General features: G+C 63.2%; 16 protein-coding genes. 13 read left to right on the top strand and 3 right to left on the bottom strand.

Annotation, left to right across the window (positions count from 1 at the left end; genetic code table 11):
• Positions 1 to 494: 494 nt before the first annotated feature.
• The 13 genes from OXI69_13365 to OXI69_13305 all read left to right on the top strand — a co-directional run bounded on the left by OXI69_13365 (position 495) and on the right by OXI69_13305 (position 11617).
• Complete coding sequence (locus OXI69_13365; protein MDE2667132.1) at positions 495 to 1799, top strand: 3-deoxy-D-manno-octulosonic acid transferase; 1305 nt, start codon at positions 495 to 497, stop codon at positions 1797 to 1799.
• A gap of 2 nt (positions 1800 to 1801) precedes the next feature.
• Positions 1802 to 2839, top strand: a complete 1038-nt coding sequence (gene lpxK, locus OXI69_13360) for a tetraacyldisaccharide 4'-kinase (GenBank protein ID MDE2667131.1) — start codon at positions 1802 to 1804, stop codon at positions 2837 to 2839.
• Entirely contained in the window at positions 2836 to 3918 is a 1083-nt protein-coding gene (gene waaF, locus OXI69_13355) for a lipopolysaccharide heptosyltransferase II (protein ID MDE2667130.1), read from the top strand. Before lpxK ends, waaF begins: the two co-directional genes overlap by 4 nt.
• Positions 3919 to 4064: 146 nt before the next feature.
• The gene (locus OXI69_13350) at positions 4065 to 4637 is read left to right on the top strand and encodes an HAD family hydrolase (GenBank protein MDE2667129.1); all 573 of its coding nucleotides are present in this window, start codon (positions 4065 to 4067) and stop codon (positions 4635 to 4637) included.
• Complete coding sequence (locus OXI69_13345; GenBank protein MDE2667128.1) at positions 4634 to 5656, top strand: bifunctional ADP-heptose synthase; 1023 nt, start codon at positions 4634 to 4636, stop codon at positions 5654 to 5656. Before OXI69_13350 ends, OXI69_13345 begins: the two co-directional genes overlap by 4 nt.
• 184 nt (positions 5657 to 5840) lie before the next feature.
• Entirely contained in the window at positions 5841 to 6338 is a 498-nt protein-coding gene (locus tag OXI69_13340) for an adenylyltransferase/cytidyltransferase family protein (GenBank protein MDE2667127.1), read from the top strand.
• Complete coding sequence (gene waaC / locus OXI69_13335) at positions 6335 to 7405, top strand: lipopolysaccharide heptosyltransferase I (GenBank protein MDE2667126.1); 1071 nt, start codon at positions 6335 to 6337, stop codon at positions 7403 to 7405. Before OXI69_13340 ends, waaC begins: the two co-directional genes overlap by 4 nt.
• Positions 7406 to 7418: 13 nt before the next feature.
• The gene (locus OXI69_13330) at positions 7419 to 7952 is read left to right on the top strand and encodes an isoprenylcysteine carboxylmethyltransferase family protein (GenBank protein ID MDE2667125.1); all 534 of its coding nucleotides are present in this window, start codon (positions 7419 to 7421) and stop codon (positions 7950 to 7952) included.
• A gap of 201 nt (positions 7953 to 8153) precedes the next feature.
• Positions 8154 to 9278 carry a citrate synthase gene (locus OXI69_13325; GenBank protein ID MDE2667124.1) on the top strand — a complete coding sequence of 375 codons (1125 nt, stop codon included), beginning with the start codon at positions 8154 to 8156 and terminating at the stop codon, positions 9276 to 9278.
• Between the two features lie 85 nt (positions 9279 to 9363).
• Positions 9364 to 9804, top strand: a complete 441-nt coding sequence (locus OXI69_13320) for a hypothetical protein (GenBank protein ID MDE2667123.1) — start codon at positions 9364 to 9366, stop codon at positions 9802 to 9804.
• 20 nt (positions 9805 to 9824) lie between these two features.
• Positions 9825 to 10406 (top strand): type II secretion system protein GspG, encoded by a 582-nt coding sequence (locus OXI69_13315; protein MDE2667122.1) that lies wholly within the window; start codon positions 9825 to 9827, stop codon positions 10404 to 10406.
• A gap of 45 nt (positions 10407 to 10451) precedes the next feature.
• Entirely contained in the window at positions 10452 to 11186 is a 735-nt protein-coding gene (locus OXI69_13310; protein MDE2667121.1) for a thioredoxin domain-containing protein, read from the top strand.
• Positions 11183 to 11617 carry a vitamin K epoxide reductase family protein gene (locus OXI69_13305; protein ID MDE2667120.1) on the top strand — a complete coding sequence of 145 codons (435 nt, stop codon included), beginning with the start codon at positions 11183 to 11185 and terminating at the stop codon, positions 11615 to 11617. Before OXI69_13310 ends, OXI69_13305 begins: the two co-directional genes overlap by 4 nt.
• Positions 11618 to 11735: 118 nt before the next feature.
• Here the strand turns inward: OXI69_13305 and rimI are convergent, their stop codons facing one another.
• From rimI to OXI69_13290, 3 genes are all read right to left on the bottom strand, one after another.
• On the bottom strand, positions 11736 to 12275 hold the full coding sequence (gene rimI / locus OXI69_13300; GenBank protein MDE2667119.1) for a ribosomal protein S18-alanine N-acetyltransferase: 540 nt from the start codon (positions 12273 to 12275) through the stop codon (positions 11736 to 11738).
• A 126-nt stretch (positions 12276 to 12401) separates the two neighbouring features.
• Positions 12402 to 12626, bottom strand: coding sequence for a DUF6364 family protein (locus OXI69_13295; GenBank protein ID MDE2667118.1), 225 nt, complete (start codon positions 12624 to 12626; stop codon positions 12402 to 12404).
• Positions 12627 to 12826: 200 nt separating this feature from the next.
• Positions 12827 to 13333: an isoprenylcysteine carboxylmethyltransferase family protein gene (locus OXI69_13290; protein ID MDE2667117.1), complete on the bottom strand. Its 507-nt coding sequence runs from the start codon at positions 13331 to 13333 to the stop codon at positions 12827 to 12829.
• Between the last annotated feature and the right edge of the window lie 130 nt (positions 13334 to 13463).

Below are 13463 nucleotides of genomic sequence, written 5' to 3'. Positions count from 1 at the left end.
CGACTGGAATCTCCGAACTGACGCCCGGGGAAATATTCCAAAAAACAAGCACGTTCCCCCTTGCAGCATTGCGAGTTCGGTGAGAGCTGCGAAGCTGCGGTTGGCGTGGGTTACCCGGCAAGACGCCACCTACGAGCCATCCTTATAGAGCTGCGTAGCTGCGGCTCAGGGTAGCCCCGGGCGGCAGCCCGGGGTCGTATGGGTTCTGCGCCAACCCAGCCGCGAATGCGGCGAATAGAAAGCACCCCTCCCCGAAAGCAATCCCTCCACAAAAAGCACGGAACGCCGCGCCACCCCCTCCGGCTCAACTGCGCGCTGAGGCTCCTAACTGACGATCTCGCCGATTCCGTCCCCACCCGGCCGTTCTTGACCTTGGCAACCGCGAGACATCACAATCGGACCGACAGGTTGCCGGCGATAGACCCTCTTCCCCCACGCGCCAGGCGACCCGGTAAGACGGACGGATTCCTGGTCGACGGCAGAATGGGCGGGCATTGATTCGGCGACTCTACAGCCTGGGCTTCACGCTGGCGTTCCTTCTGGCGCTGCCCTACTTTCTGTTTCAGGCCCTTCGTCATCGCAAGTACCTCTCCAGCTTGTCCGAGCGCCTGGGGATCCTCCCCAGAGAGATCGGGAAGGGTCCGGCGGGAGGCATCTGGATCCATGCCGTATCGGTAGGCGAGGTGCTGTCGGCGCTGCCTCTGATCAAGCAGATCGAACGGCGATGGCCGGGACGGCCTCTCTTCCTCTCCACCACCTCGCAAACCGGTCAGGAGCTGGCCAGCAGGAACCGACAGGGGCTGGCGGGTGTCTTTTATTTCCCCCTCGACTGGAAGTTCGCCGTGCGGCGAATGCTCGACCAGGTGCGACCCGGCCTGGTTCTGATTCTGGAAACCGAGATCTGGCCGAATTTCCTGCATGAATGCCGGCAGCGGGGAATCCCGGTCTGCCTGGCCAACGGACGCATCTCCGACCGGTCCTTCAGAAAATATCGCCGCTTCCGCCGCTGGTTGCCTTGGGCGGTGAGCCTGTTCGACTGCTGCTGCATGCAGGACCCGGTGGACCGGGAACGCATTATTTCCCTGGGAGCACCCCCCGGCAAGGTGGAGGTGTGCGGCAACCTGAAATACGACATCGAACCGCCCCGGCAACTCCATTCCAGGCTGGCCCAGTTCCGCTCCCTGATGCGGCTCTCCTCCACGCCTTTCCTGGTGGTGGCCGGCAGCACCAGGAGCAACGAGGAGACACCTGTTCTGAGTGCGTTCCGGTCGCTGCAGCGGGAGTGCCCCCAAGCCCGACTGCTGCTGGCTCCCAGGCACCCGGGGCGCTGTGCCGAAGTGGAGCAGTTGTTGACCGCTCAAGCCTTCCGCTTCGTCAAGCGATCCGAACTGTCCGACATGGTAATACCCAGTGACGGGAACCCGCCTGAGGAGGTCATTCTGCTGGACACCCTGGGAGAACTGCCGGTGCTTTACGCCCTGGCCGACCTGGTCTTCGTGGGCGGGAGCCTGATCCCCTGGGGCGGACACAACCTGCTGGAGCCGGCGCTGTTCAAGAAGCCGGTGCTGTTCGGTCCCCACATGAACAATTTTCGTGAGATGGCCCGCCACTTTATGCAAGCCGAGGCCGGCATAATGGTTCAGAATGAAGTCGAGCTGGGTGAACGCTTCATTGAGCTCTTTCGGGACGGCGCCTCGCGCCGGCGGCTGGGCGCCAACGGCTACCGAATTATCCGGGCCAATCAAGGGGCCGGAGCCAGGATCCTGGATCGGGTCGCCGGTGTTCTGTCTGAAGAATGATGATGCCATTGCGGCTTGTTTCCGCCGCCTACGAGCAGGTCGTCCGCCTCCGCAACCGAGGTTACGACGCCGGCTGGTTCAAGGTCCAACGCCTCCAGCGGCCGGTGATCAGCGTCGGCAACCTGACCCTGGGAGGCACCGGCAAGACTCCCGCCGTCATTGCTCTGGGCACAATGCTTCAGGGTGCCGGCTACTCGGTGTCGGTGTTGCTGCGAGGTTACAAGGGACGCCACCGGGGGGAACCGCTGCCGGTTTCCGACGGGCGCCGCACCCGGGCCGACTCCGACCTCGCCGGTGACGAAGCCCTGGTCCTCGCCAGAAACCTGCCCGCGGCACTAGTCACCGTAGACAAGGACCGGACGAGGGCCGGGCGCTGGATAGAGAGTCGGGAAGAGGCCGACCTGCACCTGCTGGACGACGGCTTCCAGCACCGGCAACTTCACCGCTGCCTGGACCTGGTCCTGGTGGACGTGACCAACCCCTTCGGAGGCGGTCAAATGGCCCCCTCGGGGCAGCTTCGGGAACCCCCGGAAGCTCTCCGCAGAGCCGACGCGGTCATTCTGACCCGCACCCGGCCCGGGCGGGACTACGACCCGCTGACCCGCGAGCTCCGGCGCTTCAAGCCGGAACTGCCCTGCTTCCTCTCCACTCAGACCGTCGAGCCGGTTGCCCGCAGGACAGCCCGGGAAGAAAGAGTGGAGGCGCCGCTTTCAGGATGCCGAGCCCTGGCCTTCGCCGGGCTTGCCAACCCGCACCAGTTCTTCGACTGCTTGAAACAACAGGGGGTGGAACTGGCTCAAACCCTTCCCTTTGGAGATCACCATCGCTACTCCGTTCGGGAGTTGACCGCCATTGGCGAGCGCTGCCGGGAGTTGCGGGTGGACACGGCAATTACTACCGAAAAGGACGCCGAAAACCTGCCGCCCGCTTCCCTGCATCCAGCGGTCCTTCGGGTGCTGATCGCCAGGGTATCGTTCGAGTTCGTGGGAGAGGGCCTGCGGGAAATGTTGCTGCGCAGGTTAGCCGAGGAGTCCAGGTGAAAACGTTTCTGGAAGGCGACCGCATCCGGAGGCTGCTGATTCGTGGAACCAACTGGGTGGGAGACTCGGTGATGGCGATCCCGGCGCTGCGAGAGGTTCGGCGCCTTCTTCCCCGGGCACACATCACCCTGCTGGTGCTGCCCTGGGTCAGCGACATCTACCAGGGCAGTCCCTGGGTGGACACCGTCTGGCTGTACGACCGCGATGACCGGCATGCGGGGACGGCAGGGCGCTTCCGGTTGGTTCGGAAGCTCGCCCGAGGCGGCTTCGATGCCGCCCTGCTGCTGCAGAACGCCTTCGAGGCCGCCCTGTTGACCCGGCTGGCCGGCATTCCCCTGAGAGCGGGTTACCGAAGGGATGCACGCGGCTGGCTCCTGACCCATGCCGTTTCGATCGATCCAAGACTGAAGGCGCGGCACCAGACCTACTATTACCTCGACCTGGTGGAACGGCTGGCGGGCCGGGAGAGGGCCCTGGACGATCCCTCGCCGGTCCATGAGAAGACCGCGCCCGCTCTGCCGCTGCGGCCGGAGGACCACGCCCTTGCCAGGCAGCGCCTGGAACAGGAGGGTGTTCGATTTCAGGGCAAGGTGATCGGCGTCCACCCGGGCGCCGCCTTCGGTTCGGCCAAGCGCTGGATGGGAGACCGTTTCGCCCAGGTCCTGGACCGGCTTATCCGCACCCATGGTGCCGAAGCGATCCTGTTCGGCTCCCGGCAGGAGCGACCCGTCGCGGAGGCCATTTGCGGGCACATGGCCGCGCGCCCGCTGGTCCTGTCGGGCCGGACAACCCTCTCGGAGCTGATCGCCATGATTGCCTGCTGCGACCTCTTCATCACCAATGACTCGGGGCCCATGCACCTGGCGGCAGCGCTGGGAATCCCCACTCTGGCGCTGTTCGGCTCCACCGACCAGGTCGCCACCGGACCCCTCGGTCCCACCGCCGTGGTCCTGAACAAAAACGTTGAATGCAGTCCGTGCCTTCTGCGAGAATGTCCCATCGATCACCGCTGCATGACCCGGATCACGGTTGAGGAAGTCTTCCAGGAGGCAGTGCGGATGCTCCGGGCAGGTGGCTGAGGGACGCCGTTGCTCGGAGGAACGGCCGTTCCCGTCAACCCAGGGGCCATGCTCGCTCATCCCGCGGACCCGCGGGAGCGGCAACCCCGCCAAGGATCTCCCCGCGAGCCCAGGCGGTTCTTCACTTCGATAATCCCCTCACACCCATGGCTGAAATCGCGGCCTTCATCGATCGGGACGGCACCATCAGCGAAGAGGTCGGCTACGTGAACCATCTCTCCCGCTTTCAGGTCTACTCCTGGACTGCGGAGGCCATTCGCGGCTTCAACCGGCGGGGGTTGAGAAGCATCGTGGTGAGCAATCAGGCCGGGGTGGCCCGCGGCTACTTCAGCGAGGAGCTGGTGCTCCAGATCCACACCAGGCTTCGCAGGGAAATGGAGCGCGCCGGAGCCTACTTCGACGCCGTCTACTACTGTCCCCACCATCCCACCGCCGGCGAGCCTCCCTATCGACAGATTTGCAACTGCCGCAAACCCAAGCCGGGCATGCTGTGGCGGGCGGTCGAGGAATTCGGCGTCGACGTCGGCAAGTCCTTCGTGATTGGAGACCGCTACAGCGATATCGAGTTGGCCCACAACGCCGGCGCCCGCTCCGTCTTTGTCCTCTCGGGATACGGCCGAGGCGCCTACGAACACCAACGAAACCAATGGAAAGTCCAGCCGGAGTGGGTAGTGGAGAACCTGCTGGAAGCCAGCCGGGTCGTGCTGGAGGCGGTATGAGTGCCGCCGACGCCCGCCGCTACGCTGAGATCATCGACGGCTTCCCCGGCTGTCCCATCGTCGTATACGGCGACCTGGTGGCGGACGAGTTCGTGTTCGGAGAGTTTTCCCGGATTTCCCGGGAGGCTCCGGTGCTTATCCTCAAGCACAGAGAATCCCGCATTCTTCCCGGGGGCGCCGCCAACGCCATCAACAACCTGATCGCGCTGGAGGCCCATCCCGTCCCGGTCGGAATCCTGGGCCGGGATGACGCCGGAGAGGAGCTCCACCGGCAGCTCCGGGACTCAGAGCTCTCCATTCCCACGATTGAGAGGGACAGGGACTACACCACTCCCGTCAAGACCCGCTTCGTGGCCGGCTCGGCCCACTCCACCCGGCATCAGGTCCTGCGGCTGGACCGCGAGGGCCGCTTTCGGCACACCCGGAAGACCGAGCAGGCTGTCTGGAGACGCTTGGCGCCATTATTGGGTTTCTGCAAAGGCCTCATCATCTCCGACTACGGTATGGGCTACGTGAGCCCGGAGCTGGTGGCCCGCCTGGCCGGGATGCGAGAGGAGTTCCCCATCACCGTGGATTCCAGGTACCAACTGCTGCAGTTTCCCGGGCTGACCGCCTCCACCCCCAACGAGCCCGAGGTGGAGGCCCTGTTGGGGTACGAGATCGGAAACGACAGGGATCGGCTGGAAAAGGCCGGCAGGCGCCTGTTGCGGCGGTTGAAGTCGGAGGCGGTCCTTATCACCCGCGGACGGGATGGCATGGTGCTCTTCACCCCCCGCAAGCCCTCGCTTTCCATTCCCATTTTCGGGAGCGACCAGGTTGCCGACGTCACCGGCGCCGGAGATACCGTCATTGCCGTCTTCACCCTGGCCCTGGCCGCCGGAGCCAGCTTCGAGGAGGCGTCCCGCCTCTCCAACTACGCCGGTGGACTCGTGGTCATGAAGCACGGCACCGCCACCGTGAGCCGCCAGGAACTCAAGGAGGCCGTAGCCCGGGATAGAGCCTGCAGCTCTCATGGATAGCCGTGCCGGCGGCGCGCCGTGCCGACCGTACACTTTGAAACAAGAATGCTTCAGACATGCGTAATGTGTCGGTCGAATAACTCTTCACTCTGCACTCTTCACTTTTCACTCGGCCGCGCCGCCGTCTCATACGACGAGGCCGGTCATAAGGAGCGAAGCAGGGGTGTTCCAGACAAACGCTAAGATCCTCTCCCTGGAGGCCTTGCAGCCTCTGGTGACAGACCTGAAGAAGCGCGGCCGCCAGGTGGTGCTGGCCAACGGATGCTTCGACTGGCTCCACGTGGGCCATGTTCGCTACCTACGGGAGGCGCGCCGGTTGGGCGACTGCCTGGTGGTGGCCGTCAATGCCGACGCCTCCGTGCGCGCACTCAAGGGGCCTCCGCGTCCTCTGATGCACCAACAGGAACGGGCGGAAATCCTGGCCGCCCTGTCCTGCGTGGACTACGTGCTGGTCTTTGAGGAATTGAACGTGGAACGGGTGCTTCGTACGCTGCAGCCCCACATACACTGCAAGGGAACCGATTACAGCGAGCAGACGGTTCCGGAGCGGGAGGTGGTTCTCTCCTACGGGGGACGGATCGCCATTACCGGAGATCCCAAGGACCATTCCACCCGGAGCCTGCTGAAGGGACTGATGAGGACCCGGGAATCGCCCCCCTCCACGAAAAAAAACGATCGATGAACCGGATCCTGATCATCAAGCTGGGTTCGATCGGTGACGTCGTCCACACGCTACCCGCCCTTTCGGACTTGAGGACCTCTTTCCCGCGGGCCCGGATCGACTGGCTGGTGGAGAAGCCGGCAGCAGTCCTGCTGAGAAACCATCCCCGGCTCGACCACGTGATTGAAGTCGATACCCGCAAGTGGAGGAGGGCGCTGTGGCGACCCCGGACCTGGCGGGAGATCTACCGGTGTCGGAGCCGGATGAAGCAGCAACGGTACGAGGTGGTCTTTGACTTCCAGGGACTCTGGAAGTCGGCTGTATTCGGCCTCTTTTCCGGCGCACGTTTGCTGGTGGGATTCGACAAGCCTCACCTCAGAGAGCCCGGTTGCCGCATCCTCTATGGCAGGCGGGTGTCACCGGACCCCGCGCCCCCCCACGTCAGCGACCTTCATCGAGCGTTGGTGGCCAGCCAGGGGACCACCCGAGGCCAAGGCGAGGTTGACTTGAGGGTGGAAGAGTCGGACCGAGCCTATATCGAGGCGCAGTTGACTCAACGCCGCCTGAAGGAGTTCATCATCCTCAATCCGGGAGGAGGCTGGGTAACCAAGAACTGGTCTCCCTCCAACTATGGTCTTCTCCACCATCGAATCCGTCGGGAGCTGGGTCTGAAGACCGTGCTGACCTGGGGCCCGGGAGAAGAGGACCTGGTCCGGGAAGTGATAGCGGCCTGTTCGGGCGATCCGCCTCCGACCTTTTCGACCACCCTGCCCCAGTTCATTGCCCTGGCCCGGCGGGCCCTCCTTTTCGTGGGGGGCGACACCGGGCCGCTGCACCTGGCCGCGGCCTGCCGGACGCCGGTAGTCGGCATCTTCGGTCCAACCGACCCGGGAAGGAACGGGTCCCCGCACCCGGAGGACCTGGCGGTGTTCCAGCCGGTTCCCTGCGGGCCCTGCTACAAGAGGACGTGTCGCAAGTACCGGCGCCAGTGCATGACCCTGGTCACGGTGGATCAGGTCTTCGACGCGGTGGTGAGGCGCCTGGAGCAACCCCGGGTACAGGCTTCGCTTCCACCCCGGTCCAACTGAGTGGGAACGCCTCATGCTGCCGATCCTCACCCGCCTCCGCGTCCCCGCCGGTTTTCTCCTGGCCGGCCTCTACATCTGGCTGGCGCGCCCCACCTGGCCTCTCTGGCTGTTAGGAATCGCTCTGGCCTTCCTGGGAATGCTCTTTCGCGGATGGGCTGCCGGCCACGTCCTCAAGAACGACCGACTCGCCGTCTCCGGCCCTTACTCCTTCACCCGTCATCCTCTCTACCTGGGCAGCTTCGTGATCGGCCTGGGATTCAGCCTGGCCGGGAGCAGCCTGACGATCCTGGCCCTGTTTCTGGCCTGCTTCTTCCTTATGTACGGACCGGCCATGCGGGCCGAGGAAGAACATCTGAAGCAACTGTTCCCCCTCCGTTATCCGGGCTACCGGAAGACCGTCCCCTTCTTTCTCCCCACCCGCTGGCCGACCGGCCGCGACCCGGCACCGTTCAGCCTGCAACACTACCGCCGCAACCGCGAGTACCGGGTGGTGCTGGGATTCTCCGCAGCCCTGGGTCTGCTCCTCTGGAAGGCCTGGTGGTTTTGAGTAGTGGCGGTCAATTAGCCACCGTGCTCTTTTCCCGCGGGCGGCCTGCCGGTCACGAATTTCCTTCCCACAACCGAGGGCTTTGGTTTAGAATTCCGGCCTCGCTTTCAGACCGCGTGTCCCGTTTCAGGCTGGCCCCGCCGGTTTTCCCGCAGGAAGCACATCGCACGGTTACTTGACAGGATGGAGAAGGAGTTGTGAATGGCCAGGTTTAAGGAAGGCTTGCAGGATATTGTGGCAGCGACCTCGTCCATCTGCTACATCGACGGACAAAAGGGGATTCTGTCCTATCGAGGCATAGACATCCACGATCTGGCGGAACATTCGACTTTTGAGGAAGTCTGCTATCTGTTGTGGTTCGGCCACCTCCCCAAGCAAGCGGAACTGGACGAAATGAAAGCGGTCATGGGTCGCAGCAGGGACTTGCCGGAACCCGTGGTTCAGTTGTTGAACAGCTTGCCCGCGGACGCTCCCCCCATGGATGTATTGCGCACGGCTGTCTCTGCCCTGTCCCATTTCGACCCCGACGTCGCGGCCAACGACAAACCGGCCAACCTGAGAAAGACCTATCGTCTGACCGGGCAGATCGCCTCCATCGTGGCCACGGCTGACCGCATCCGCAACGGCCTGGAGCCCGTCAGTCCCGATCCCGGGCTTTCCCATGCCGCCAACTTCGTCTACATGCTCACCGGGAAAAAGCCCGATGCGACCGCCGAGCGAGCCCTGGACGTGGCTCTCATCCTGCATGCCGACCACGAGTTCAACGCCTCGACTTTCGCGGCCCGGGTGACCGTGGCCACCTTGACGGATATCCATTCCGCCATTGCCTCGGCCGTCGGAACCCTGAAGGGTCCCCTGCACGGTGGGGCCAACCAGGATGTCATGCGAATGCTGATCGACATCGGGGAGACCGAGCGAGCCGAAACCTATATTAAGGAAGCCCTGGCCAGAAAGCAGAAGATCAGCGGCTTCGGACACCGGGTCTATCGGACCGAAGACCCGAGAGCCACCCACCTGCGCCGCATGTCCCGCGACCTGTCCGAGAGTTCCGGTACCCGCACCTGGTTCGAAACCTCCCGGGTGATCGAAGAGGTGGTGAAGCGCGAAAAGAACATCAATGCCAATGTCGATTTCTACTCCGCCACCGTGTACTACAACCTCGGGATCCCCGTGGATCTGTTCACCCCGCTCTTCGCAGTCAGCCGCATCTCCGGCTGGACCGCTCACGTTCTCGAGCAACTGGACAACAACCGCCTCATTCGGCCCAGGGCGGAATACACCGGCCCTCCTCATCCGGCACCCTACATTCCCATGAACGAGAGGTAATCCCCTGCTGCCGCCACCCGTATCATTCCGCGCGCCACTGGTCCGCGGGCTGGTCGCCCTCGGCATATTGGTGGCAGCTTTCGGCTTGGCTCAGCATTCCTCGGCCTCCGAGGACGCCTTCTCCCCCGAGAAGTTTTCCCCATCGGAAGCGGAGGCCCTGCAGAAGGCCAAAACCCCCCGAAAGCAATTGGGTGTATACCTGGACATCGTTTTTGACCGGCTCAAACAGTTCCGAATCCTGGTTCGGAAATGCGAACAGGACCAGGCCCGGAGGTACCTGACCGGTTATGCCCTGGCCCTGAACCGGGCCGACGACCTGGCTGCAAGGGAAGATCCCGACCAGAAAAGGGGTCAGAAACTCCTGAAGGCACTCCTGAAATCCACCCAGAAGATCAATGCCTCCCTGATCCAGACCATCGAAAAAGTGCCCCAGGATTGCCGCCCCGTGGTTCAGGAGGCCTTGCAAGTCTCCCAGCAGGTCAACGGAGCCGTCCACGTCCAGCTCCTCAGAGCCGGCGCGCCCTGAGAATCCAGGATGATTTGCCCATGAACGGGTTTCGGATTATTGCGCTGCTGGCGCTCGTTTGCTCTCTTGCCTCCTGTGCCTCTTCCCGCAAGCTCAGCCGCGACACCGCCCGAACGAGAATTCTGAAGCTGGGGCTCATGGAGATCGAGGGCAAAACGCTGGAAGTCCAAAAAGTGCGGCAGATCGGAGGCAAACAAGCAGTTGCCGAAGCCAGCTTGAACATGGTTTTTCAGCTTACTCGCAACTCTCGGGGGAAGTGGGAGGTGGAAGCGGTCCGGTTTTCGGACGGGAACTGGGTTCAGGTCGAGACCCTGCGGCAGGCTTTGGACATGACCAGAGAACAACAGACCCGTCAGGACCTGAGCAAGCTGGTCCATGGCATCAAGGAATACAAGAGAGTCCATGGGGAGTACCCCAAGGCTGACAACCTGTCCGGGCTGAACGATCTGCTTTTTCCCGGGCACATGGCCACCTCGATTCGCTTTGACGCCTGGGGTCGCCCCCTCATACTGCAGCGCACCGGTCCCGGGGAAGTGCAGATCCTGTCCTCGGGCGCCGACGGCATCCGGGGGAATAAGGATGACATCTCCCTGTCGCCTTAGGGATCAAGCGAACGGAATCATGGCTCGGATTCGGAGAATGCACTGATGCCCAAGGCATCCTCCTCTCAAAGACAGCGTTCAGGGGCTCGCGGCAGGCCCGGGGGGCGAAAGAACCCTTCGGTCGCCAAGCCCCTGGCCATCCTGGCCGCGGTGGTGGTGGTGGCCCTGGGGGCGGCATTCTACTTGCAGCGCCGCGCTGACGACCAGGCGGCCTCCGCGCCAGCCCCAAGCTCTCGAAACGCCGGTTCCCTGATCAGTCCTCAGGGCTGGAGCAAGGGAAACAACCAGGCCAAGGCGGTCCTGGTCGAATTCGTCGACTTTCAGTGCGGGGCCTGCGCCTCCGCCAGCAGCCGCGTGGCCAATATCGCCAGAAAGCACGGTTCCCGGTTGAAAATCGTCTTCAAGCACCACCCCATGCGGAGGGCTCACGGCAACGCCATGATTGCCGCCCAGGCGGCCGAGGCCGCCGGACTCCAGTTCAAATTCTGGGAAATGCACGACCTGCTCCTACAGCGCCAGCCCGAATGGGCCAAGGTGCCGGACGCCCAGACCATCTTTCTCCGGTACGCCGCTGAACTACAGCTCAACCTGGCCCGCTTCCGGCGAGATATCTGGTCTCGGGAGGTGAGAGAGAAGATCAACCGTGACATCCTGGAAGGCCAGATGGCCCGGGTCCGCTCGGTTCCCGCCTTCTTTCTGAACGGGAAACCCATTTCCAACACCAGGGACGAAGTCGAGTTCGAACAAAACATCGTTGCCGCCATCCGGTCTCTCCAGTGAGCACCAATCCCTGGTCGATTCGTGTGATGGTGCTGGCCGGCTTTGCCGGAATGGTCGATTCCGGCTATGTCGGCTTCCACAGCCTCACCGGCTTGCTGATTCCCTGCGGTCCTGCCGGCGGCTGCGACCAGGTCCTCAACAGCCCCTACTCCCACTGGGGCGGGGTCTCCATCGCCTGGTTCGGCTTCGCCTTTTATCTGGCGGTGACCGCCGCCGGCATCTTCGGCCTGTCGGGTTTCCGGCAGGTGTTCCGCTTCAGCCTGATTGCCAGCCTGGCGGCCTTCCTGGTAACCCTTTACCTGCTCCATGTGCAGGCATTCATCTTGCAGGCCTTCTGCGATTACTGCCTGCTTTCGGCCTTTCTGGTCTTCGTGATCCTGGGAGCTCACCTGGCCCTGCGGCCCTGGACCAGGACCCCGGGATCCGCGTGACAGGCGAGCCCTCCCAAGTCATCCGAGGGACGCAGACAGCGCCGCTTCGAGGTTGAAGAGAATGAAGAAGCAGGCCGATTCAGGCTGCAGGCAGGATGGTAGGGGGCGGAGGGTCGGACTACCGCGGCAGGACGTCCATCCCCTTCAGGACGCGGGAACCGCCCTTTGGCAACGGATCCTTGGGCGCTTCCCTCTCCATCACCCAGGCATCTTCCGGGGGATCCCGATAGTAGTTTCTGCGGCGGGAGACGATCTCGAATCCGTTGCGCCGGTAGAACCGGATGGCGCGGTGGTTGGAATGGCGCACCTCCAGAAAGATGCGGGTCAGTTGCCGCTGCCGGCCCACTTCCAGACACTGCGCCAGGAGCTGCCGGCCCACCCGCTTCCCAAGGTATCGGGGCGAAACCATCAGGTTGCAGAGTTCCCCATGATCGACCATCAAGGCCAACACGGCCGCCCCGGCCAGGGTCCCCGCCTCGCCCGGTGACATCCTCTCGGAGGATTCCACTTCCGCCACCAGTGGGCAGAAAATAAAGGGCTTCCTGAGCACCTGCAGGTAGCCCTCCCTTCCCCATTTGCTCAAGTAGTCCCAGCAGTTCTCCATGGCCACCACCTGAGCGACGTCCGCCTCCACCATCCGGCGAATTTCAACTTTCAAGGGACTTCCCCGGTATCGGCGTCAATGCGCGCCACTCTCGATCCTGTCCCAGAAGGTCGGAAGCAGTCTCGGAATGGAGACTCCGATCGAGGGCGGTATCAATGAGAACGTCAGTAGTCAGAAGTATCATTGGAGGTACTTCTTGGCCAGTACGTCATAGCGTGGATCGTCATGGCCAGGGACCCGAAACCGGCCCCTCCACCGAGTCCCAAAGGACGGGGCCTGGTCTCCAGCAACCTGTCTGAGAGCCTTCTCGACCAGGGAGGACAGCGAGACACCCCGGGAGCGCGCGTAATGCCTGGTTATTTGGAGCAGCTCGGCATCCACGCTGATGGTCAGTTGTCGCTTCATGGTAACGTGAAATTTCGTTTCTGAGTATACGCGTCGCCGCAAGGATCCGAGTTGATCTCCCCCCGCCCTACGAATACTTCGGACAGTGATTTGAGCAAGTCGGTGAGGCGGTACAGGAGAAGTGGATCACGCTATGTCCAGAGGAAGGAAGGGGGCCGCTGCGGGCGCAAGGGGAGCCCGTAGGGTAACCAGTCAACCTGTCACCCCCCCGGATCCCATGGTCGCAGCCTGGGGATCCAGCGCGGCACGTTGGCCTTGTAGCGCCGATAGCTGGCTCCGAATCGCCTTTCCAGGCCCGGCTCCTCGAACCTTAGGAAATAGAGCGTCTTGAGCAGGAAAAAGACCCCCATCCACCCGGCCAGGTGCCGCGAGCCCAAGAGCAGCGACTCGGCGCCGAGGAGGAATAGCACACTCGTAATCATGGGATTTCTGACATGGCGATAGGGGCCCTGCACCACCAGTCTCGCCGGTGGAGCCCAAGGCGCTGGTGTACCCCTCCCGGCCGTCACAAACAGCCTGGCGCACCAGGTGGACAAAGCCAGGCCGGTCGTCGCCAGGGCGATGCCGATCCAGAATCGGACCTGTCCCGGTCCTGCCGGAGCAATGGCGCCCGGCGTCTCGGCCACCAGCCACAGGATCGCACCGGGTATGTACAGGAGGACGGTTCCCGGAAGGATGAGGATGTGCTTGACCCACTGCAGAATCATTCCTGTCCCCGAGGCGGACAACTCTCGGGCTCCGTCTGACGTCACCCTCCGAGGACCGGCAAGAAGATTCAGACACTATCCGTGCAGACAAGTCGCGCCGCCGCCCCCCACGACCAGGCGGATCATACAG

The sequence above is a fragment of the Acidobacteriota bacterium genome, assembly GCA_028875575.1.
GTDB lineage: Bacteria > Acidobacteriota > Terriglobia > Versatilivoradales > Versatilivoraceae > Versatilivorator.
Note: the sequence above shows the minus strand (reverse complement) of the source record. Positions and strands in the feature narration are given on the sequence as shown.

Excerpts from the sequence above, each read along its gene's own strand:
- lpxK (MDE2667131.1), top strand. The coding sequence starts at position 1,802 with ATGCCATTGCGGCTTGTTTCCGCCGCCTACGAGCAGGTCGTCCGCCTC.
- OXI69_13350 (MDE2667129.1), top strand. The coding sequence starts at position 4,065 with ATGGCTGAAATCGCGGCCTTCATCGATCGGGACGGCACCATCAGCGAA.
- OXI69_13345 (MDE2667128.1), top strand. The coding sequence starts at position 4,634 with ATGAGTGCCGCCGACGCCCGCCGCTACGCTGAGATCATCGACGGCTTC.
- waaC (MDE2667126.1), top strand. The coding sequence starts at position 6,335 with ATGAACCGGATCCTGATCATCAAGCTGGGTTCGATCGGTGACGTCGTC.
- OXI69_13330 (MDE2667125.1), top strand. The coding sequence starts at position 7,419 with ATGCTGCCGATCCTCACCCGCCTCCGCGTCCCCGCCGGTTTTCTCCTG.
- OXI69_13325 (MDE2667124.1), top strand. The coding sequence starts at position 8,154 with ATGGCCAGGTTTAAGGAAGGCTTGCAGGATATTGTGGCAGCGACCTCG.
- OXI69_13315 (MDE2667122.1), top strand. The coding sequence starts at position 9,825 with ATGAACGGGTTTCGGATTATTGCGCTGCTGGCGCTCGTTTGCTCTCTT.
- OXI69_13310 (MDE2667121.1), top strand. The coding sequence starts at position 10,452 with ATGCCCAAGGCATCCTCCTCTCAAAGACAGCGTTCAGGGGCTCGCGGC.
- OXI69_13295 (MDE2667118.1), bottom strand. The coding sequence starts at position 12,626 with ATGAAGCGACAACTGACCATCAGCGTGGATGCCGAGCTGCTCCAAATA.
- OXI69_13290 (MDE2667117.1), bottom strand. The coding sequence starts at position 13,333 with ATGATTCTGCAGTGGGTCAAGCACATCCTCATCCTTCCGGGAACCGTC.